Consider the following 16,916-nt stretch of genomic DNA (forward strand, 5'->3'; position numbering starts at 1 on the left):
ATAGTGTTTCGGTGGTCATAGCGTGAGGGAAACGCCCGGTTACATTCCGAACCCGGAAGCTAAGCCTCACAGCGCCGATGGTACTGCAGGGGGGACCCTGTGGGAGAGTAGGACGCCGCCGAACTAAATTTGATAATAAGACGCCGGTCCCCGAACTTCGGTTCGGGGACCGGCGTCTTTTTGTTTTGCGTCACTTCCCGTTCACGTTGTCCGGACAGCATCCGCGGCATGGGTACCGTCGCAATGCTCAAGGCCGCGGGTATCGGACTCGGTGACGAGGTGATCGTGCCGGCGTACGGCAACGCCGAGATCACCGACGCCGTGGTGTCAGCCGGTGGACTGCCGGTGTTCGCCGACATCGATCCCGATACGTACTGTCTGGATGCCTCCTCCGTCACCGCCGCCATAGGGCCGCGCACGGCCGCGATCGTCGCCGTGCGGCGCTTCGGGGAGTCCGCGGGGCTGCAGCAGGTGCATGAAGTCGGCACCGGCAAGGGGTTGTTGGTGCTTCTGGAGGCCGACACGGCCGGTGCGGGGTCGGTGGCTCAGCGGCGGGCGCATGCCGCCTATCTGTCGGCTCGTCTCAGGGGCGTCGATGCTCCGGTGCACAGCGCGGGACACACGTATCAGCAGTATGTGGTGCGGGTGCCGGGAAATGGGCGGCCTGATCGTGATGCCTTCGCTCGCGCCGTACGGACGAAGGGAGTTCGCTGTTCGGTGCCGGTGAAGACGCCGGTGCACCGGCTGCCCGAGTACCGCCGTGATGCGGCGCTGCCCGAGACCGAGCGGGCCGCCGACGAGACGCTTGCGCTGCAGATCGGCGGGGAGCTGAGCCGTCGCGAGCTGCAGCGGATCGTGTCCTCGTGCAATGCGCTCGGTGGGCTGCTGGTGCCCGCCTTCTGAAGGGTGCTCAAGGCAGCGTTTCGAGGAAGGCGCGGGTCGCCGGCGTCGGGTTGAACTTGCTCCACGCCACGTACTCCGCGCGCCGCGGGCCGTCGATGACCGACAGGACCCGGACGTCCGGATACGCGTGGGCGATGGGAGAGGGGAGCAGGGCCACGGCCAGGCCGCGGCTCACGATGCGCAGCATCAGTTCGGCCGACATCAGCTCGTAGGCGACCTCGCGCTCCAACTCCGCTGCCTCGAAGGCGAGATCGCTCTGTGAGCGACCTTGGGATCCGACGGGGAAGTCGGCGAAGGGCGACTCGGCGAGTCGGCGGAGTGTGACCTTGCTCTGGTCCGCGAGTGCGTGATCCGGTGCCACCACGGCGACCAGCTTCTCGCGGGCCAGTTCGCGGGTCTCCACTCCCTGAGGTTCGCGTGAGGCCGGCAGGCCCAGGAAGGCGACGTCGAGTTCGCCGGCGGTCACCTGGGCGCTCATGGCGTCACTCGATCCCACGTGCAGACTGACTTTGACCTGCGGATACCGCTCGCGATAGCGCTGAAGGACGGTGGGGATGTCGACGGCGGCGACCGTGGGGATGATGCCGATCTTGAGGCTGCCCCTGACCTCGCCGACCGCGGCCGCCGCTTCGGCCGCGGCAAGCTCAGCGGCTTCGACGCACTGTTTCGCCCGTACGAGAAAGGCCTCGCCGGCCGGAGTCAGTTCCACGCGGCGGCTGGTGCGGGCGAAGAGCTGGACGCCCAACTCGCGTTCCAGGGAGCCGATCTGGTGGCTCAGCGCCGACTGGGCGACGTAACACTGGCGGGCGGCGCGGGTGAAGTTGCGGGTCTCGGCGACGGCGAGTGCGTAGCGGAGTTGTCTGAGCTCCATACGATCTATCGTGCAGCGCGATCGGTTCTATGACAACCATGTGTTGGACCGATTGATGGGTGCGGGCCGAGACTCTCCGTATGACCACAGTGATGACCCCGCGGCCGGTGAAGCCGGCAGCGCCCAAGGCGCGTTCCCTGGCTGTCGGCGGCACCGTCGCCCTGATCCTGGCCACCGCCCTCGCGCCCATGGCGTGGGGCACGACCTATGCGGTGACGACGGAGTTCCTGCCGCCCGACCACCCGTTGTTCGCGGCGCTGTTGAGGTCGCTGCCCGGTGGACTGCTGCTCGTCCTGTTCACCCGGGCCCTGCCGCACGGTGCGTGGTGGTGGAAGGCGGCGGTGCTCGGTGTGCTGAACATCGGCGCGTTCTATCCGCTGCTCTTCCTCACCGCCGAGCTGCTGCCCGGTGGGGTCGCGGCCACGCTCGGTGCCGTACAGCCCTTGATCGTGGCCGGACTCGCGGTCGGTGTGCTGCGCGAGCGTCCGTCCCTGTGGCGGATCGGATGGGCGGTGGCGGGGGCCGTCGGCGTGGGGCTCGTCGTGCTCGGGCCGGCCGCCGGACTCGGCCTTGCCGGGGTGGGTGCCGGGCTGCTCGGTACGGCGTCCATGGCGCTCGGGGTCGTACTGACCAAGCACTGGCGGGCACCCGCAGGAGTCGGGCCCGTGGCCATGACCGGGTGGCAGCTCACGGCGGGCGGACTGTTCCTCGTACCGCTGACCGCGCTGTTCGAGGGTGCGCCGCCGCAGATCGACGGCCAGGCGGTGCTGGGGTACCTGTGGCTCGGGACGGTGGGTGGTTTCATCGCGCACAGTCTCTGGCTGCGGGGGATACGCCGGTTGCCGGTCACCGCGACCGCGCTGCTCGTTCTGCTGTCGCCGGTGGTGGCGGCGGTGATCGGGGCCCTCGTGCTCGACGAGTCCTTCACCGGCTGGCAGATCGTCGGCCTGGCGCTCGCTCTCGGGGCGCTCGTCGCCGGACAGCTCAGCCCTCGAAGCCCTCGTCCACAGGTGCCTCGGCTCCGCTGACGACAGCCCACCCACTGAGTACCGCCCCAGCGACAGAAGGAAGTCGGACATGAAGCTCGCAGTCATCGGCGCCACCGGGATGGTCGGCAGCCGCGTCACCGCCGAAGCCGTACGCCGAGGGCATGAGGTGATCGCCGTGTCGCGCAGCGCGCCGCAGGACCTGCCCGCGGGTGCGGAGTGGGTGTCCGCCGACGTCTCGCGGCCCGAGGGGATCGAGCCGCTCCTCGCGTCCGTGGACGCGGCCGTGCTGGCCATCCGGCCCGCGCCGGGAGCCGAGGCATCGCTCGCCCCGCTCACGGCGCGGCTGCTCGAAGTGGCCGACGGTACACGGCTGTTGATCGTGGGCGGTGCGGGGCCGTTGCGCAGCCCGGATGCCTCGCGTGGGCTCGTGGTCGACGATCCGCAGTACGTGGCCGAGCAGTGGCGGGCCATCGCGGTGGCGAGCACCGAGCAACTGGGTGTCTGCACCGGGCACGTAGGCGCCGACTGGACCTACCTCAGCCCGCCGGCGCTGCTCGCCCCCGGCGAGCGCACGGGAACGTACCGCAGGGGCGGCGACACCCTGCTCGTGGACGCGGACGGGCGGTCGCACATCAGCGCCGAGGATCTGGCCGTCGCCGTGCTCGACGAGCTCCAGGAACCCTCCGGGATCCGGCATCTGACCGTGGCCTACTGATCGGCCCTCCCCGTCTTCTCGGGTCGTCAAGTCGTCTTTTTGGGATGCGACTTGAAGAACTCCCACATCAGGTCCGTGGCGTTCACCGCCGCTTCCCGCTCAGCCATGTCGGCCTTGCCCTGCGGCCAGCTGTGGCCCATCTCCGGCAGCCGGTACGCGACGACATCGGAGCCGTCCGCACACCGCGCGGCGGTGCGGGTGATCTTCTGCTTCAGCTTCGCGGGCGGCTGCTCCTCGCACTTCAGTCGTTCCTGCCAGATGGTGAGGCCGGCGTTGAAGACCGGGTACCACTTGTCCTCGCCGCCGATGAACGTGATCACCGAGACCGGGGACTTCGGCACGTAGGACGCCGGATCGGTGATGCGGCCGCTGTAGCCGCCGCTGACCGGGGCGATGGCGGCGATGGTGTCGGAGAGTTCGACGGCCAGCTTGAAGGACATGTCACCGCCGTTGGAGATGCCCGTGGCATAGATCCGCTGCGGGTCCGCGCCCCATGTATCGACAAGGCTCTTTGTCATCGTACGAAGGAAGCCGACGTCGTCCGCGCTGCCGCAGCAGACCAGGGCGTTCATCCCGCCGTTGAGGCCTTCGGGATAGACGGCGAGGAAGTTCTCCTCGTCGGCCTTCGCGGACAGGGCGCTGAGCCTGGCGACATGGGTGCCGGTGCTCGGGTACGGGTGCATCACGATCACCAGGGGGAGCTTCTGGCCCGGTGTGTACGAGGGCGGCGCGTGGACCGCGTACGTACGTTTCTCGCCCTTCCAGTCGAGGGTGACGGTCTGGTCGCCGGGCCCTGGACTTACTTTCGGCGAGGCGGACTTGGACGGCTTCTTGGGCTTCTTGCCCTTCGCGTCACCCGAGCCGGACGAGCAGCCGGCCAGTGCGAGGGTGAGCGTCAGGAGGGCGGCGGTGAGTGCGCGGCGTAAATCCGTAGGCGACATGCGCGCATGGTGGCAGCGTCGCAGGGGTCGGTCCAGAGGAAGCGGTGGTTCTGTTGGGACCGGGATTCGGGGTATGATCTGTGTCGTTGCCGAGCGGGAAACCGTGCAGGTCAACAGGCCCCTATAGCTCAGTCGGTAGAGCGTCTCCATGGTAAGGAGAAGGTCTGCGGTTCGATTCCGCATGGGGGCTCAAACAGAAGGAACCCCGCCCGGTGACCGGGCGGGGTTCTTTGCGTTCCGGGGCCGCTGCGGACCCGGTGCCGGGATCAGTCCTTGTGCGGCTCCGGCACCCGCATCGCGAGGATCGCCATGTCGTCCGACGGGGCGTCCGTCGCGAAGCGCTCCACCGCGCGCATCACGCGGGAGGCGACGGCGCCCGCGGTCAGGCCGGTGCAGTTGGTCAGGACGTCCATCAGGCCGTCGTCGCCGAGCATCCGTGTGCCCTCGCGGCGTTCGGTCACTCCGTCCGTCACACACAGGAGCACATCGCCGGGCTCGAGCGTCATGGTCTGCTCGTACAGCTCCAGGTCGTCCATCACGCCGAGCAGCGGCTGGGGTTCGGCGAAGGGTTCGACTGTGCCGTCCTGGCGCAGACGCAGCGGCAGCGGATGGCCGGCGCAGACCAGCTTCAGGACCGCCGAGCCGTCCTCCTGCGGCCACAACTCCCCGTACAGCAAAGTGAGAAAGCGGCTGCGGGCGCCTTCGTCGAGGATCGCCGCGTTGAGACGTTCGAGGACCGCAGGGCCGCCGAAGCCCTCGCGGGCCAGGAGTCTGAGCGCGTGCCGGGCGAGGCCGGTGACCGCGGCGGCCTCCGGGCCCGTGCCGCAGACATCGCCGATCGCGAAGCCGTACGCGCCGTCGCGGATCGGGAAGAGGTCGTAGAAGTCGCCGCCGACCTCGTTGCCCTCGCCGGCCGCGCGGTAGATCACCTCGACCTCGACGCCCGGGATCTGCGGAAGGCCGGGCGGCAGCAGGCTGCGCTGGAGGGACTGGCTGATGGCCATGCGCTCCGAGTACAGACGCGCGTTGTCGAGCGCGAGGGCGGCCCGGCGGGAGAGGTCCTCGGCGAGTTCGAGGATCTCCTGGCGGAAGTGCTCCTCGGAGGGCTTGCCGAGCGTGAGCATGCCGATGACGCGGTTACGAGCGACCAGCGGAAGCACGACCGTCTCGCCGCCGACCGCCGAGGCCGTCGCGAGCGTCGTGCCGATACCGGCGGCCAGGCGCGTGGGCTCGCCGAGGCCCAGGCTGCGCATCGAGGTGCGCAGAGCGGCGCGGTGGGCGGCTTCCGACGGCGCGTTCCAGACGCGGGCGCCCGGCGTCGGCACCGGGTCCGGCGGATCGATGCGCTGCAGCAGGGCCTTGAGACCGTCGATACGGTCCTCGTCCTCATGCAGGACGTAGGAGAGATACGGCTCCGAGGACTGGTCCGCGATCGTGTAGACCGCGCACCAGGTGGCCAGCGTCGGGACGGTCATCTGGGCCATTAGGGCCAGGGTCTGGTCGCGGTCCAGGGTGCCGGCGAGCAGGTCGGAGGCCTCGACCAGGAAGCTCAGGGAGCCGCGGCGCAGGCGCTCCAGCTCGCCGAGGCGGGCGGATTCGACGTTGAGCGCGATGCGGTCGGCGGCGAACTGGAGGCGCAGCGCCTCCTCGTTCGAGTACCGCCCCGGTGCCTCGGCCGCGACGCCGAGCGAGCCGGTGAGCCGGCCCTCGACCTTGAGCGGGACGGTGACGACCGAGCGCATCCCGGTGCCGTTGAGCAGCGGGGCCGCGCCCGGTACGACGGTGAGGTCCTCGTGGACCGCGGGCATGCGCGCCGAACCGTAGCGCCCCGTGCCGGCCTCGACCGGGACGCGGGCGAAGCGCTGGCGGGCGGAGGGCAGGCCGGTCGAGGCGCGCACCTCCAGCTCGGTCTCGTCGTCCGTGGCCAGCAGCAGGAAGGCCGCGTCGCCGTCCAGCATGTCGCGGGCGCGCTCGACCGTGCGCTGAAGCAGGCCGTCGAGATCGTCGGGGGCGGGGGAGCCGATGAAGGTGTCGAAGGGGTCGGCCGCCGTGCCGGCGTCGGGGAGCGTCGCCGCGTCGGGGGCCGGGCCGCGGTGCGGGCTCTGCAGCACGGCGCGTTCGTGGTCCCGTACGAGCAGACAGACCGTCGACGGATCGCCCTCCGGGTCCCGTACGCGCAGATGAGAGGCGTAGACCGGGATCACTCGGCCGTCGGCGCCGCGGATCCCGTAACTGCCTTCCCAGCGCGAGAGTTGGAGCGCCTCGACGATGCCCGTGCCGGTGCCCGGGGTGTGCGGCCAGGCCGCGAAATCGGTCAGCTGGCGGCCGAGTACCTTCTCGCTCTCGTATCCGAAAAGGCTCTCCGCGGCGTCGCTCCACGCGGTGATCGCGCCCTCGCGGTCGATCTGGACGACGGCGACATGGACGCGCGGGTCGGTGACCGGCAGCAGGTCTACCGGGAGCGCGGGGCCCGCGGTGCGGGTGCCGACCGGGCGCTCGGGCAGGTCGAGACGGAACCAGACCTGTTTGAACGTGGGCGTGTACTCGACACCCCAGCGGCTGGCGAGCGCCGCGCACAGCTGGAGGCCGCGGCCGCCTTCGCGGTCCGGACTTCCAAGAGTGCGCAAAGACTGCTGAAGCGGGATCTCTCGCTCCGGATAGCGGTCGGCGACCTCGATCCGTACAGCATCTTCACTGCGCAGGCACAGCACATCGGCGGTGGTGCCGGCGTGGACCACGGCATTGGTGACAAGTTCGCTGGTCAGGACCACCGCGTCATCGATGATGTCGGTATAGCCCCAGCCCTGGAGGGTGTCGCGGACGAACGCTCGGGCACTGGCCACCGAGCGCCCGACGGGGTCGAAGCTGGCGGCCGCTCGCGCGGTGATCACAGCACTCCCTGTGCGCGTATCGGTGTCGGATCCGTCCACGTACACGTTTCCCCTGCCCATCGTGCGGCCGCCCCTCCACAAGCGCGTCAGCCCGTGATTTCCCGTAGTACCGCCCAGGCCGGGCGGACCGGGGTGGTTGGACAGCCGGATGCCAGATTACTTACCTTCGCGGTTCATGCGGATGCCGGTTGCCGTGTTTCCCGCCCGGAGGGTGCCGACGAACACTTCGGCGGAGTACGAAGCTGCCGAAGTGTTATGGCCTGGTTCGGACAGGGTGAAACACTGGGCAAGCTCTGAAGGACAGTCGGAGTAGCCCGGGAATCCCGGCAACGAGCATCGAGCAACCGAGCGAGTGGTCGACCCCTGCGGGAGGGACACGGTGGAGTCCGGTACAGCTGCGCGAGGCAAGCCCACGCGCGCGAAAGGCGCTCAGTCCCGTGCCGGCCGCGGTAACGGGACGGTGGAAGTCGATGCCGCGGCACTGAACAAGCTGGTCGCCGCGCTGGCAGCGATGCGGGACGGAAACTTCCGCAAGCGCCTGACGGTCACGAACGACGGCGTGATGGGCGAGATCGCGGCGCTCTACAACGATGTCGCGGACCGCAATCTGCATCTGACCGGCGAGCTCTCGCGGGTACGGCGCATGGTCGGCCGTGAGGGAAAGCTCACGGAACGGCTCGAGAGCGGCGCCTACGAGGGCTCGTGGGCGGCGGCGATCGACGCGTCCAACGCCCTGGTCGACGATCTCGTACGTCCCGTCTCCGAGGTCGGACGGGTGCTCTCCGCGGTCGCGGAGGGCGATCTCGAGCAGCGCATGGAGCTGCGCGCGCCCGGCTCCGACGGCTCGGCGCATCCGCTGCGCGGTGAGTTCCTGAAGGTCGGCCGCACGGTCAACAACCTGGTCGACCAGCTCTCCCGGTTCACCGACGAGGTCACGCGCGTGGCCAGCGAGGTCGGTACGGAGGGCAAGCTGGGCGGGCAGGCCCGGGTGCGCGGAATGTCCGGTTCGTGGAAGGACCTCACGGATTCGGTCAACACCATGGCGTACCGGCTCACCGCGCAAGTGCGTGACATTGCTCTCGTCACCACCGCGGTCGCCAAGGGCGATCTGTCGCGCAAGGTGACCGTGCATGTCGCGGGCGAGATGCTCGAGCTGAAGAACACCGTGAACACCATGGTCGACCAGCTCTCCTCCTTCTCCTCCGAGGTCACGCGTGTGGCCCGCGAGGTGGGCACGGAAGGCGAGCTGGGCGGTCAGGCGCAGGTGCCCGGCGTGGCCGGTGTGTGGAAGGACCTCACCGACTCGGTGAACCTGATGGCCGGCAACCTCACCGCGCAGGTGCGCGGCATCGCCGAGGTCACCACGGCCGTCGCCAACGGTGATCTGTCCCGCAAGGTCACCGTGAGCGCGCGCGGCGAGGTCGCGCAGCTCGCCGAGACCATCAACCAGATGACCGAGACGCTGCGCACGTTCGCGGACGAGGTCACGCGCGTGGCGCGCGAGGTCGGCTTCGACGGACAGCTCGGCGGGCAGGCGCTCGTGCCGGGCGCGGCGGGTACGTGGAAGGACCTCACCGACTCGGTGAACACGGTCTTCCGCAACCTCACCACCCAGGTGCGCGACATCGCCACCGTGACGACCGCGGTGGCCAGCGGTGATCTCTCGCAGAAGGTCACCGTCGACGTGGCCGGCGAGATGCTGGAGCTCAAGAACACCGTCAACACGATGGTCGATCAGCTCTCCGCCTTCGGCTCCGAAGTCACGCGTGTGGCACGGGAGATCGGCGTCGAGGGTGAGCTCGGCGGACAGGCCGAGGTGCCCGGTGCGGCCGGTACGTGGAAGGACCTCACCGACTCGGTGAACACCGCCTTCCGCAACCTCACCGGCCAGGTGCGCAACATCGCCCAGGTCACCACGGCGGTGGCGAACGGCGATCTCTCGCAGAAGGTCACGGTCGACGTCTCCGGCGAGATGCTCCAGCTGAAGAACACCGTGAACACGATGGTGGACCAGCTCTCGAGCTTCGCCGACCAGGTGACCCGTATGGCCCGTGACGTGGGCACCGAGGGGCGCCTGGGCGGACAGGCGCGGGTGGACGGCGTCTCGGGTACGTGGAAGGACCTCACGGACTCCGTCAACTTCATGGCGGGGAACCTGACTTCACAGGTACGGCAGATCGCCCAGGTCACCACCGCGGTGGCCCGTGGCGATCTCTCGCAGAAGATCGAGGTCGACGCGCGCGGCGAGATCCTGGAGCTCAAGAACACCATCAACACGATGGTGGACCAGCTCTCCGCCTTCGCCGACCAGGTGACCCGGGTGGCCCGCGAGGTGGGCACGGAAGGCCGGCTCGGCGGTCAGGCGCAGGTGCCCGGCGTCGCCGGTGTGTGGCGCGATCTGACCGACTCCGTGAACGGCATGGCCGGAAACCTCACCGCCCAGGTCCGTAACATCGCGCAGGTCGCGACCGCGGTGGCCCGCGGTGACCTGTCGCAGAAGATCGAGGTCGACGCGCGCGGCGAGATCCTGGAGCTGAAGAACACCCTCAACACGATGGTGGACCAGCTCTCCAGCTTCGCCGACCAGGTGACCCGGGTGGCCCGCGAGGTGGGCACCGAGGGCATCCTCGGCGGGCAGGCCGAGGTCCAGGGGGTCGCGGGCACCTGGAAGGACCTCACGCAGTCCGTGAACTTCATGGCGAACAACCTGACTTCCCAGGTGCGCAACATCGCCGAGGTCACCACCGCGGTCGCCATGGGCGACCTCTCCAAGAAGATCACCGTCGACGCGAAGGGCGAGATCCTCGAACTCGTCACGACCGTCAACACCATGGTCGACCAGCTCTCCAACTTCGCCGAGCAGGTCACGCGCGTGGCCCGCGAGGTGGGTACGGAGGGCCAGCTGGGCGGTCAGGCCCGGGTGCCGGGAGTCACCGGCATCTGGAAGGACCTCAGCGACAACGTGAACCTGATGGCCTCCAACCTGACCAGCCAGGTGCGCAATATCTCGCAGGTCGCGATGGCGGTCGCCAACGGCGATCTGACCCGTACGGTCACGATCGAGGCGCGCGGCGAGGTCGCGCAGCTCGCCGACACCTTCAACACCATGGTGCGCACCCTGAGTTCGTTCGCCGACCAGGTCACCAAGGTGGCCCGCGAGGTGGGCACGGACGGCATCCTGGGCGGTCAGGCCCGCGTACCCGGCGTCGCCGGTACGTGGAAGGACCTCACCGAGTCCGTGAACCAGATGGCGGCCAACCTGACCGGCCAGGTGCGCAACATCGCGATGGTCACGACCGCCATCGCCAAGGGCGATCTCACCAAGAAGATCGACATCGACGCGCGCGGCGAGATCCTGGAGCTCAAGACCACGATCAACACCATGGTCGACCGGCTCTCCTCCTTCTCCGAAGAGGTCACCCGAGTCGCCCGCGAGGTGGGTACGGAAGGCCAGTTGGGCGGTCAGGCGCGGGTACGCGACGTCGACGGCACCTGGCGCGACCTCACCGAGTCCGTGAACGAGATGGCCGGGAACCTGACCCGGCAGGTGCGCGCGATCGCCGCGGTCGCCACCGCGGTGACCCGCGGCGACCTCAACCTGAAGATCGACGTCGACGCGGCGGGCGAGATCCAGGTCCTTCAGGACAACATCAACACGATGATCGCCAACCTGCGCGACACCACCATCGCGAACAAGGAACAGGACTGGCTCAAGGGCAACCTGGCCCGAATCTCCGGCCTCATGCAGGGCCGCCGCGACCTCGCGGACGTGGCCGGCCTGATCATGAGCGAGCTGACCCCGGTGGTCTCCGCGCAGCACGGCGCGTTCTTCCTGGCGATGCCCACGGACGACGCCAAGGAGGTCGGGACGTCCGACGAGGAGGCGTACGAGCTGCGGATGATGGGCAGTTACGGCTACTCGATGGGCTCGATGCCGACGTCCTTCAAGCCGGGCGAGACGCTGATCGGCACGGCCGCGCAGGAGCGGCGCACGATCCTCGTCGAGAACGCGCCCTCCGGCTATCTCAAGATCGCCTCGGGGCTCGGGGACGCCCCGCCGGCGCAGGTGATCGTCCTTCCGGTGCTCTTCGAGGCGCAGGTGCTCGGGGTGATCGAGCTGGCCTCGTTCCAGCCGTTCACGCAGATCCAGCGGGACTTCCTCAGCCAGATCGCCGAGATGATCGCGACCAGCGTCAACACCATCTCCGTCAATACGAAGACGGAGGTCCTGCTCAAGCAGTCGCAGGAGCTCACCGAGCAACTCCGCGACCGCTCCGAGGAGTTGGAGAACCGGCAGAAGGCGCTGCAGCTGTCCAACGCCGAGCTGGAGGAGAAGGCCGAGCTGCTCGCCCAGCAGAACCGCGACATCGAGGTCAAGAACACCGAGATCGAAGAGGCCCGCCAGGTCCTCGAGGAGCGCGCCGAACAGCTCGCGGTCTCGATGCGCTACAAGTCCGAGTTCCTCGCGAACATGTCGCACGAGCTGCGCACCCCGCTCAACTCGCTGCTGATCCTCGCCAAGCTGCTCGCCGACAACGCGGAGGGCAATCTCTCGCCCAAGCAGGTCGAGTTCGCCGAGACGATCCACGGAGCGGGTTCCGATCTGCTCCAGCTGATCAACGACATCCTGGACCTGTCCAAGGTCGAGGCGGGCAAGATGGACGTCTCGCCGACGCGGATCGCGCTCGTCCAGCTCGTGGACTACGTCGAGGCGACGTTCCGGCCGCTCACCGCGGAGAAGGGCCTCGATTTCTCCGTACGGGTGTCTCCGGAGCTGCCCGCGACGCTGCACACGGACGAGCAGCGGCTCCTCCAGGTGCTGCGCAACCTCCTGTCGAACGCGGTGAAGTTCACCGACTCCGGCGCCGTCGAGCTGGTCATCCGGCCCGCGGGCACCGAGGTGCCGCACGAGATCCGCACCCAGCTCCTGGAGATGGGCACGCTGCGCAGCCCGGACGCGGACATGATCGCGTTCTCGGTCACCGACACCGGCATCGGTATCCCGGGCAGCAAGATGCGGGTCATCTTCGAGGCGTTCAAGCAGGCCGACGGCACCACCAGCCGCAAGTACGGCGGTACGGGCCTGGGTCTGTCGATCAGCCGGCTCATCGCACGGCTGCTCGGCGGCGAGATCCACGCGGCGAGCGAACCGGGCCGCGGCTCGACCTTCACGCTGTATCTGCCGATGCACCCCAACGAGCTGCCGCCGCAGGAATACGCCCAACTGGCCACCGCCATCGAGCCGGCGAGCCACACGGGCCTGCAGGCGCTGCCGCCCGCGCCGGTCGACGAGCCGTTCGCGGCGAGCGAGAACGGCAAGACGGAGTTCGCCGAGCCGGAGCCGGTGGCCCAGTCGGGCACGCTGTTCCGGCGCCGCAGGCGCTCCGTACAGGCCGCCGAGCCGCGGGCCGCGCTGCCCGGCCAGACCGCAGGACAGAGCGGCCAGGAGCCGTGGACGGGCGCGGAACAGCCGGCGCCGCAGCAGCGGCCCAGCTATCACTTCGGGGGCGAGAAGGTCCTGATCGTCGACGACGACATCCGCAACGTCTTCGCGCTGACCAGCGTCCTCGAACAGCACGGCCTGTCCGTCCTGTACGCGGAGAACGGGCGCGAGGGCATCGAAGTCCTCGAGCAGCACGACGATGTGACGCTGGTCCTGATGGACATCATGATGCCGGAGATGGACGGCTATGCGACGACGACGGCGATCCGTCGGATGCCGCAGTTCGCGGGTCTGCCGATCATCGCGCTCACCGCGAAGGCGATGAAGGGCGACCGTGAGAAGGCCATCGAATCCGGTGCTTCCGACTACGTCACGAAGCCCGTCGATCCCGACCATCTGCTTTCGGTCATGGAGAGCTGGATGAACGAGGACTGAGCGGGAGCGTGCGCCGCTTGTCCGTGCGTGAAGCGCCCGGACAAGCGGCCGGACACGGGGAAGTGCTGACGGAACGTGTCCGTTGCCGTGTAGAGGTGCGGGATTCGGGGAACCTTCTGGTCTCCGCTTGCGTTTCTGCTACGTGCACAGTGACATCGCGGTGACAGGGTGTGGCGACAGGCGGGGTGCGGCTACCATGACCGGCACAAGGACGGGCGGCAGGACGGAGTCGTCCCCTGGGGCGGCGACCGGTGGACTGCCGGGGCGAGGAGGACGGGCCATGGTGCAGAAGGCCAAGATCCTCCTGGTCGATGACCGGCCGGAGAATCTGCTGGCGCTCGAGGCCATCCTCTCTGCGCTCGATCAGACCCTGGTGCGGGCATCGTCCGGGGAGGAAGCGCTCAAAGCACTGCTCACGGACGACTTTGCGGTCATTCTGCTGGACGTCCAGATGCCTGGAATGGACGGTTTCGAAACCGCGGCGCACATCAAGCGCCGGGAACGGACCCGCGACATCCCGATCATCTTCCTCACCGCGATCAACCACGGTCCGCACCACACGTTCCGCGGCTATGCGGCGGGCGCGGGTCCGGGCGCGGCTTCGGTTCCTTCGCAGAACTGACCCTCGTTCCGTACGGGACCAGGGCACACAGCTGCCCGCATACCCGCACAGGTGATCCGCCGTCAGTTTCGTGCCTGTGTACGCCGACACGAACGGGTGAAGCACTGGGCACACGTGTGAGCAGGGGTCCGCACCGGTAACCTCACCCCCATGGCCTCACGTCCCTCCGCAGCCAAGAAGCCCCCTGCCAAGAAGGCGGCGGCGCCCAAGAAGGCTCCGGCGAAAAAGGCCACGGCAGCCAAAGCGCCGGCCAAGAAGGCGCCCGCCAAGAAGGCCGCGGCCAAGCCGGCACCGAAGCCCGCCCCGAACCCCACCGGTGGCATCTACAAGCTTGCCCGCGCCGTCTGGCTCGGCCTGGCGCACGCGGTGGGTGCGACGTTCCGCGGCATAGGGCGTGGCGCCAAGGGACTCGACCCCGCACACCGCAAGGACGGGCTCGCGCTGCTGCTGCTCGGCCTGGCGCTGATCGTCGCGGCCGGCACCTGGTCCCAACTCCGCGGCCCCGTGGGCGATCTGGTCGAGCTCCTGGTCACGGGTGCGTTCGGCCGGCTCGATCTCCTGGTGCCGCTGCTGCTCGGCGGCATGGCCGTACGGTTCATCCGCCACCCCGAGCAGCAGGAGGCCAACGGCCGTATCGTCATCGGCCTTTCGGCCCTCGTCATCGGGGTGCTCGGCCAGGTGCACATGGCGTGCGGCGCCCCCGGGCGCGGTGAGGGCACCGAGGCCATAAGGGATGCCGGCGGCCTGATCGGCTGGGCCGCGTCCCGGCCCCTGATCTTCACGATGGGCGAGGTGCTCGCCGTACCGCTGCTCGTCCTGCTCACGGTCTTCGGGCTCCTGGTCGTCACCGCGACTCCGGTGAACGCCATTCCGCAGCGGCTCAGGCTGCTCGGACAGAAGCTCGGCATCATCCAGCCCGACCCGGTCGAGGACTCCGCGTTCGCGGACGGTTCCGAGGACGACGCGCGCTACGACGAGCAGTGGCGCGAGGCCGTGCCCGCGTCCCGCGGCCGCCGCAAGCAGACGCCCGCCCCGGACGCGTACGACCCGGAGAAGGCAGAGGAAGAGGCGCTCACCAAGCGGCGCCGCCCGCGCCGTGCCCCCGTGCGGCCCGAGATGGAGCCGTCCCTGGACGCGATCGACGTGGCCGCCGCGGCCGCCGCCGCGCTCGACGGCGCCGTGATGCACGGGATGCCGCCCTCGCCGCTGGTCGCCGACCTCACCCAGGGCGTCACGGTGGAGCGGCCCGAGCCGACGCCGACGCCGCTGCCGGGCGCCCGTGTCCAGGAAGCGGGGGCTGCCAAGGAAGCGGCAGCTGCCAAGGAAGCGGCGCCCGCACAGTCGGCGCCGCGCACCGAAAGCGGCGTGCCCGACCTCACCAAGTCCGCGCGCGAGGAGCCCCGCGAGCTGCCGCCGCGCGCCGAGCAGCTCCAGCTCTCCGGCGACATCACCTACGCGCTGCCCTCGCTCGACCTTCTGGAGCGCGGCGGGCCCGGCAAGACGCGCAGCGCCGCGAACGACGCCGTGGTGGCCTCGCTCAGCAACGTGTTCTCCGAGTTCAAGGTCGACGCCGAGGTCACCGGGTTCACCCGGGGCCCGACGGTCACGCGCTACGAGGTCGAGCTCGGCCCCGCGGTGAAGGTCGAGAAGATCACGGCGCTCGCCAAGAACATCGCGTACGCGGTCGCCTCGCCCGACGTCCGGATCATCAGCCCGATCCCCGGCAAGTCCGCGGTCGGCATCGAGATCCCGAACACCGACCGCGAGATGGTCAACGTCGGCGACGTGCTGCGGCTCGCGGACGCCGCCGAGGACGACCACCCGATGCTGGTCGCGCTCGGCAAGGACGTCGAGGGCGGCTACGTCATGGCGAACCTCGCCAAGATGCCGCACATCCTGGTGGCCGGCGCCACCGGCTCCGGAAAGTCCTCCTGCATCAACTGTCTGATCACCTCGGTCATGATGCGCGCGACCCCCGAGGACGTACGGATGGTCCTCGTCGACCCCAAGCGCGTGGAGCTCACCGCGTACGAGGGCATTCCGCACCTGATCACGCCGATCATCACCAACCCGAAGCGGGCCGCCGAGGCGCTGCAGTGGGTCGTACGGGAGATGGATCTGCGCTACGACGACCTCGCGGCGTACGGCTTCAGGCATATCGACGATTTCAACGAGGCGGTACGCAACGGCAAGGTCACCCCGCCGCTCGGCAGTGAGCGCGAGCTCCAGCCGTACCCGTACCTGCTGGTCATCGTCGACGAGCTCGCGGACCTGATGATGGTCGCGCCGCGCGACGTCGAGGACGCGATCGTCCGCATCACCCAGCTCGCGCGCGCCGCCGGTATCCACCTCGTGCTCGCGACCCAGCGGCCGTCCGTGGACGTCGTGACCGGTCTGATCAAGGCGAATGTGCCCTCGCGGCTCGCCTTCGCCACCTCCTCGCTCGCCGACAGCCGGGTCATCCTCGACCAGCCGGGTGCCGAGAAGCTGATCGGCAAGGGCGACGGGCTGTTCCTGCCGATGGGAGCGAACAAGCCGACCCGTATGCAGGGCGCCTTCGTCACCGAGGCCGAGATCGCCGCCGTCGTCCAGCACTGCAAGGACCAGATGGCGCCCGTCTTCCGCGAGGACGTCACCGTCGGCACCAAGCAGAAGAAGGAGATCGACGAGGAGATCGGCGACGATCTGGACCTCCTGTGCCAGGCCGCCGAACTGGTCGTCTCGACCCAGTTCGGGTCGACCTCGATGCTCCAGCGCAAGCTCCGGGTCGGGTTCGCGAAGGCGGGGCGCCTGATGGACCTGATGGAGTCGCGGAACATCGTCGGACCCAGCGAGGGCTCGAAAGCCCGGGATGTCCTGGTCAAGCCGGACGAATTGGATGGAGTGCTGGCCGTGATCCGCGGGGAGGCTCACCCGTAAGGGGACGGCAGGCAACCGTTTCTCTTCGCACCACGTCAAGTTGGAAGAGGGGTGGGCGGCCTGTCCCACCATCAGGATGTCCGGTCATGATGCATGTCCGGCCAGCCTGATGGCGTACAAAGTGCTCCCGCCCGGTTGCCCCACCCTTTCGTACCCCCCCTAGACTGAACGTCCAGCAGGTGGCTAC

Annotated in this window: 8 protein-coding genes, 1 tRNA gene, 1 rRNA gene and 1 pseudogene; 8 read left to right on the forward strand and 3 right to left on the reverse strand. The window is 69.0% G+C overall.

Translation table 11 applies throughout. The annotated features are described in order from the left end of the window. The first annotated feature begins 7 nt into the window (after positions 1 to 7). Both rrf and G6045_RS21225 read left to right on the forward strand, forming a co-directional pair. Positions 8 to 124: ribosomal RNA gene (gene rrf / locus G6045_RS21220) — 5S ribosomal RNA — on the forward strand. A 104-nt stretch (positions 125 to 228) separates the two neighbouring features. Further along, positions 229 to 903, forward strand: coding sequence for a DegT/DnrJ/EryC1/StrS family aminotransferase (locus G6045_RS21225; RefSeq protein WP_206344002.1), 675 nt, complete (start codon positions 229 to 231; stop codon positions 901 to 903). Between the two features lie 7 nt (positions 904 to 910). Here the strand turns inward: G6045_RS21225 and G6045_RS21230 are convergent, their stop codons facing one another. Continuing rightward, entirely contained in the window at positions 911 to 1,774 is an 864-nt protein-coding gene (locus G6045_RS21230; protein ID WP_165333621.1) for a LysR family transcriptional regulator, read from the reverse strand. Positions 1,775 to 1,866: 92 nt separating this feature from the next. On the opposite strand from G6045_RS21230, the gene G6045_RS21235 reads away from it, so the two are divergent. After that, complete coding sequence (locus G6045_RS21235) at positions 1,867 to 2,802, forward strand: EamA family transporter (protein ID WP_165333636.1); 936 nt, start codon at positions 1,867 to 1,869, stop codon at positions 2,800 to 2,802. Between the two features lie 49 nt (positions 2,803 to 2,851). Continuing rightward, positions 2,852 to 3,478: an NAD(P)-dependent oxidoreductase gene (locus tag G6045_RS21240; RefSeq protein ID WP_165333622.1), complete on the forward strand. Its 627-nt coding sequence runs from the start codon at positions 2,852 to 2,854 to the stop codon at positions 3,476 to 3,478. Between the two features lie 26 nt (positions 3,479 to 3,504). Here the strand turns inward: G6045_RS21240 and G6045_RS21245 are convergent, their stop codons facing one another. Next, positions 3,505 to 4,419 carry an alpha/beta hydrolase family esterase gene (locus G6045_RS21245; protein WP_165333623.1) on the reverse strand — a complete coding sequence of 305 codons (915 nt, stop codon included), beginning with the start codon at positions 4,417 to 4,419 and terminating at the stop codon, positions 3,505 to 3,507. 117 nt (positions 4,420 to 4,536) lie between these two features. On the opposite strand from G6045_RS21245, the gene G6045_RS21250 reads away from it, so the two are divergent. After that, positions 4,537 to 4,609 (forward strand) — tRNA-Thr (locus G6045_RS21250). Positions 4,610 to 4,685: 76 nt separating this feature from the next. On the opposite strand, the gene G6045_RS21255 is transcribed toward G6045_RS21250, so the two are convergent. After that, positions 4,686 to 7,370 carry a SpoIIE family protein phosphatase gene (locus G6045_RS21255; RefSeq protein ID WP_165333624.1) on the reverse strand — a complete coding sequence of 895 codons (2,685 nt, stop codon included), beginning with the start codon at positions 7,368 to 7,370 and terminating at the stop codon, positions 4,686 to 4,688. 319 nt (positions 7,371 to 7,689) lie between these two features. Between G6045_RS21255 and G6045_RS21260 the strand changes: the two genes are divergently transcribed. The 3 genes and pseudogenes from G6045_RS21260 to G6045_RS21270 all read left to right on the forward strand — a co-directional run bounded on the left by G6045_RS21260 (position 7,690) and on the right by G6045_RS21270 (position 16,729). Next, entirely contained in the window at positions 7,690 to 13,188 is a 5,499-nt protein-coding gene (locus G6045_RS21260) for a HAMP domain-containing protein (protein ID WP_328707846.1), read from the forward strand. Between the two features lie 280 nt (positions 13,189 to 13,468). Beyond that, a pseudogene (locus tag G6045_RS21265) lies at positions 13,469 to 13,774 on the forward strand (response regulator); the annotation flags it as partial. Positions 13,775 to 13,960: 186 nt separating this feature from the next. Further along, on the forward strand, positions 13,961 to 16,729 hold the full coding sequence (locus G6045_RS21270) for a DNA translocase FtsK (RefSeq protein WP_165333625.1): 2,769 nt from the start codon (positions 13,961 to 13,963) through the stop codon (positions 16,727 to 16,729). Positions 16,730 to 16,916 lie beyond the last annotated feature (187 nt).

The organism is Streptomyces mesophilus (assembly GCF_011044995.1).
GTDB lineage: Bacteria > Actinomycetota > Actinomycetes > Streptomycetales > Streptomycetaceae > Streptomyces > Streptomyces mesophilus.

Excerpts from the sequence above, each read along its gene's own strand:
- G6045_RS21225 (WP_206344002.1), top strand. The coding sequence starts at position 229 with ATGGGTACCGTCGCAATGCTCAAGGCCGCGGGTATCGGACTCGGTGAC.
- G6045_RS21230 (WP_165333621.1), bottom strand. The coding sequence starts at position 1,774 with ATGGAGCTCAGACAACTCCGCTACGCACTCGCCGTCGCCGAGACCCGC.
- G6045_RS21235 (WP_165333636.1), top strand. The coding sequence starts at position 1,867 with ATGACCCCGCGGCCGGTGAAGCCGGCAGCGCCCAAGGCGCGTTCCCTG.
- G6045_RS21240 (WP_165333622.1), top strand. The coding sequence starts at position 2,852 with ATGAAGCTCGCAGTCATCGGCGCCACCGGGATGGTCGGCAGCCGCGTC.
- G6045_RS21245 (WP_165333623.1), bottom strand. The coding sequence starts at position 4,419 with ATGTCGCCTACGGATTTACGCCGCGCACTCACCGCCGCCCTCCTGACG.
- G6045_RS21255 (WP_165333624.1), bottom strand. The coding sequence starts at position 7,370 with ATGGGCAGGGGAAACGTGTACGTGGACGGATCCGACACCGATACGCGC.
- G6045_RS21270 (WP_165333625.1), top strand. The coding sequence starts at position 13,961 with ATGGCCTCACGTCCCTCCGCAGCCAAGAAGCCCCCTGCCAAGAAGGCG.